This is a genomic window from Streptomyces sp. (assembly GCF_031178505.1).
In the GTDB taxonomy this organism is placed as follows: Bacteria; Actinomycetota; Actinomycetes; order Streptomycetales; family Streptomycetaceae; genus Streptomyces; species Streptomyces gulbargensis.
Genome location: NZ_JAPSIW010000678.1, coordinates 1 through 3885 on the forward strand (window position 1 = coordinate 1; position 3885 = coordinate 3885).

The following is a 3885-nucleotide window of genomic DNA, read 5'->3' on the forward strand; positions in this document are numbered from 1 at the left end:
GCCACGACACCCCCCGTCGACGCGCTCGTCGTCGGCTACGGCACCCCGCCGGACCACGCCTGGACGGGGGCCCTGGACGCGCTGTGCCGGGTGCTGCCGTAGTGGGCGGGACGAGCGCGCCGGCGGGGGTGTCGTTGCTGCCGCTCCCGGTCGGGGCATTGATCACGCGCCCGTACGGGTCCGGCCTGCCCCGGCCGCGAATCTCGGCGCCTCTGCATCGGCCACACCGCCCGCCCGGCGGGACGCCGGCTCGGGAAGGCTCCCCGGGTGGCTGCCGACGGAGTCATGTACCCACGTCGGGAGACGTGAGCAGATGGGGCGCGATCGTTCGGAGGCTGCTCAAATGAGCATGGGGGGGGCGGTGGGACGGGAACTGCTCTCGCTTCTCGTTACGGGTGGGTGGTCCGGGGGCGGCGCTGGGTTGTCGGCGAGCGTCCGCACGTGACGGATGACGTCGATCGCCGTGGCCCTTCTGGGCTGAGCCGAAGCGTGTCCGCCTCCTGGAGTCGTCCGGCAGGGCGATGTCCGCCCTGGTCGACGGCGGTCCGTCGAAGCGGGCAGGACGGCCGGCGTCGATCCCCCTGTCTAGGACGGCCTCTTTTGGCCCCGGGGTAACGGGTTCTCTTGGCCCCGGGTGAGGAACGGATTGTTCTGGCCCCACCTGTCCGTTCCTGGTGGGAGTGAGCGGTTCCCCCGCTATCTGATCGGCGAAGTGATCGGGTCCCGGTCGTTCTGATTGATGGGATTCGGTCAGCGTCCTCAGTCGGTCGGTGTGCCGACATAGGTGTGGGTGCGGGTGTACGCGGTGAAGTCCATGGACTCGTACAGCCGCTTGGGGATGGGGTATGCGGCGTCGCCGCGCGAGTAGACGATGGCACGGTGGCCGCCGGCGTCGGCGAAGGCGTGCAGCACCGCGATGCAGGCGGCTCGGGCGAGGCCGAGGCGGCGGTGATCGGGGTGGGTGCCGACGGGTTCGAACTCACCGATTCCGTTGGTCGGGTCGTACCAGCCTTGGCAGTAGGCGACGACTTCCCCGGTGGGCGAGGCCACGATGAGATCGTGCTCGGGCCGGTAGGGCCAGGTGTCCCTCATGCGGGCGTGCCGTTCGGTGGTGATTCGGGTCGATCCGAAGGCGGCGCGGTGTGCTGCCGCCCGGCCTGCCACATCTGCATGGTCGCGCTGGGGGACGGATCGAGTAGCCGTCCGGCAGGTGCGGGATGTCCGGCAGGTCGGCGAGGGGGCGGCCAAGGCACGCCATGAACGGGCCGCCGTCGGTCCGTGTGTATCCGCGCTGCTCCAGCGCCTTGATCAGGTGCGGTTCGGTCTCGGTGACGTCGATGCTCAGCGGGCCTGATGCCGTGTGTTCGGCCCAGGTGAGAACCTCGTGAGCCAGTTCCGGGTGCTCCGGGTCGACCTGGAGCATCAAGGTGTCGGGCAGTTCTAACCAGCCCCAGGCCAGCGTCTGGTCGCCCTGGGTCCAGACGGCTGTCGGGCACTGGTCGGCGCGGTCGAGGGCCAGGCACCAGTTCCAGGCGAGGTCGCCGATGTGGTGGTAGCCGGTTGCCGGAAAAGTTCGGGTGGCCAGGCTCTGCATGGCGCGCAGTGCTGCGAGTCCGGCGTGCTCATGTCGTTGCATGGCGCCATGCTGTCGAACTGGTTTTTGATCAAGCAACGGAGTATCGGGGTTGCGACCCGCGGGTCAGTCGCTCACATGGGCGGTTTGTGTCCCGTTCCTCCTGCTCAGTCCCGCCGGAACTGCACACTCGCCTGCCCCGGGACTGCTTTGCACGGTTCGAGGTCGGCCCCAGCAGAACTGACAAAAGCCAGTCGAAGGCACCTCGTCAATTCAAATCTCTTGGGAACGAACACCATCTAGGAGTCGCTGAGGTGGGATGCACCCGTTTGGAGTAATGCCGGATTGACCCGGGTTCGCGGCCGGGATCACGCTGTGCGGGTTGTCGGCTGGCCGTGTCAGGAGGCCGGGTTTTGCACCGACCGTGTTGAATTGTTCGAGCGGATCCGTCGTGACCGCAGGCTGGAAGACGCCTCGGTCCGGAGCTTGGCTCGGCGTTACGGAGTGAACCGCCGGGTGGTGCGCCAGGCGCTGCACAGTGCGTTGCCCCCAGCGCGGAAGGCGATCGAAGTGCGCCGGTCGATCCTGGACCAAGGCAGAGCTTGGATCGACGAGATGCTGCGGGCGGATCTGACCGCGGCCGCCGAAGCAGCGGCACACCAACAAGCGGATCATGGACCGATTGCGGGACGAGTACGGATTCCCGGTCGCCTACAGCACGCTGAACGACTATCTGCGAGTGCGCGGGCCGCGCCGGGAGCGGATCGGCGGGATGCCGCGGACCGGATGAACGGGGCTACTCCGGACTCGGTCGGGAAACCACCCGGGGCCTGGCGGCCGCCGGGGCCCGGGTCATCGTTCCGGCACGCCGACCCGGCCTCGCCCGCGCCGCCCTCAAGGATGTCGATGGTTGCGACGTCATCCCCATGGACCTGACGGACCTCGACAGCGTGCGCGCCGCCGCCGCGCGGATCAACGACTCCGACAGCAAGCTCGATCTCCTCATGGCCGTCGCCGGCGTCATGGCCACCCCTGAGCGACGCGTCGGACCCGGCTGGGAGAGCCAGCTCGCCAGCAACCACTTCGGACACTTCCCCCTCGCCTGGAGCTCTACCCGCTCCTGGCCGCCGCCGACGGCGCGCGCGTCGTCGTCAACAGTTCCGCCGGGCACACCCTGACCGACTTCCGCCGGCACGACCCGCACTTCCGTACCGGCTACGACAAGTGGCTTCCCTACGGCCAGGCCAAGACAGCCAACGCCCTGTTCGCCGTGCAGTTCGACGCCTTCGGGCGCGATGACGGCGTCCGGGCGCTCGCTCTCCACCCGAGCACGGCACCGTGATCGGCGCCGACTTCAAGACCCCCTCCCAAGGCGCCGCCACCGGCCTGTGGGCAGCCACCTCTCCGCTCCTCGACAACCGCGGCGGGCTCTGTCTCGAGGATGCGACGTCGCGCGCGTCTCGGCCCCCGCCGCGCCCATGGACGACGGCGGCGTCCGCGTGTGCGCCATCGACTCCGGCGCGGCCGCACGGCTGTAGGACCTGTCCGTCGCGGCGACCGGCGCCACCCCGATCACGCGATGAGCCCGCGTCCTGCATGCACCGGGCCACGTGCCGCTGCGGCACTCGGCGCAGCACGGGAAGCCCTCGGCCTCATCGCGGCCGGCCCGGACCACCTCACCCGGGCCCACGACCGGCGGCGTCACCCGGCCACCCGCCGGTCAACTCGCCGAGGCACCGCGCGCGGTGGGTGACGCCGCCGACGTGCGGGGCGGCGACCTCACCCCGCGGTACACCGCGCCGTACGCACAGCGGCCCCCTGAGCCGCCACCGCAGGCCCGTGGGCGTTGCCACCGGCGGGGGCTCCTGCCGTAGCATCCACCTCCGACGGCGGCCGTACGTCTGAGCGACCCAACGGCCGTACGTCCGCACGGACATCGGCAACAGCGGCGGGGGATGGGAACATGGCAGGGACTCGGCGACGGCTGCGGTCGGGCACCGTGGTGCTGGGCGGTGTGGGGGTCCTCGCGGCGGCCCTGACGTCGTGCGGCTCGGAGCCCGACCGGCGCTGCGTGGACCGCGACGACTACACCACCAGGGACGGTTACAAGATCGTCGCGGAGAAGCACTGCACGGCCTCCACGGGCACCCGCGCCGACTGGTACTACGACTCCGACGTCCGGCGCGGCCGGGCCGACTACGGCACCTTCGACTACGACGACGCCGTCGACCGCGGCGGCTTCGGCAGCGGGCACTCCGGCAGCGGCGGCGGCTGAGCGGCCGTGGAGCGCCGCACCACCGAGCCCCGCCCCG

2 protein-coding genes and 2 pseudogenes are annotated in these 3885 nt (G+C 70.6%); 3 read left to right on the forward strand and 1 reads right to left on the reverse strand.

Annotated elements, in window-relative coordinates; all coding sequences use genetic code 11:
• A pseudogene (locus RIF68_RS30325) lies at window positions 1-102 on the forward strand (PLP-dependent aminotransferase family protein); the annotation flags it as partial.
• Between the two features lie 657 nt (window positions 103-759).
• Here the strand turns inward: RIF68_RS30325 and RIF68_RS30330 are convergent.
• Window positions 760-1092: a GNAT family N-acetyltransferase gene (locus RIF68_RS30330; protein ID WP_309054477.1), complete on the reverse strand. Its 333-nt coding sequence runs from the start codon at window positions 1090-1092 to the stop codon at window positions 760-762.
• A gap of 1311 nt (window positions 1093-2403) precedes the next feature.
• Between RIF68_RS30330 and RIF68_RS30335 the strand changes: the two are divergent.
• Both RIF68_RS30335 and RIF68_RS30340 read left to right on the forward strand, forming a co-directional pair.
• Window positions 2404-3111: pseudogene (locus RIF68_RS30335) on the forward strand (SDR family NAD(P)-dependent oxidoreductase).
• A 425-nt stretch (window positions 3112-3536) separates the two neighbouring features.
• On the forward strand, window positions 3537-3848 hold the full coding sequence (locus RIF68_RS30340; RefSeq protein WP_309054478.1) for a hypothetical protein: 312 nt from the start codon (window positions 3537-3539) through the stop codon (window positions 3846-3848).
• Window positions 3849-3885 lie beyond the last annotated feature (37 nt).

What these genes read in the sequence shown, in the direction of transcription:
- RIF68_RS30340 (WP_309054478.1), top strand. Translation starts at nt 3,537, where the DNA reads ATGGCAGGGACTCGGCGACGGCTGCGGTCGGGCACCGTGGTGCTGGGC.
- RIF68_RS30330 (WP_309054477.1), bottom strand. Translation starts at nt 1,092, where the DNA reads ATGAGGGACACCTGGCCCTACCGGCCCGAGCACGATCTCATCGTGGCC.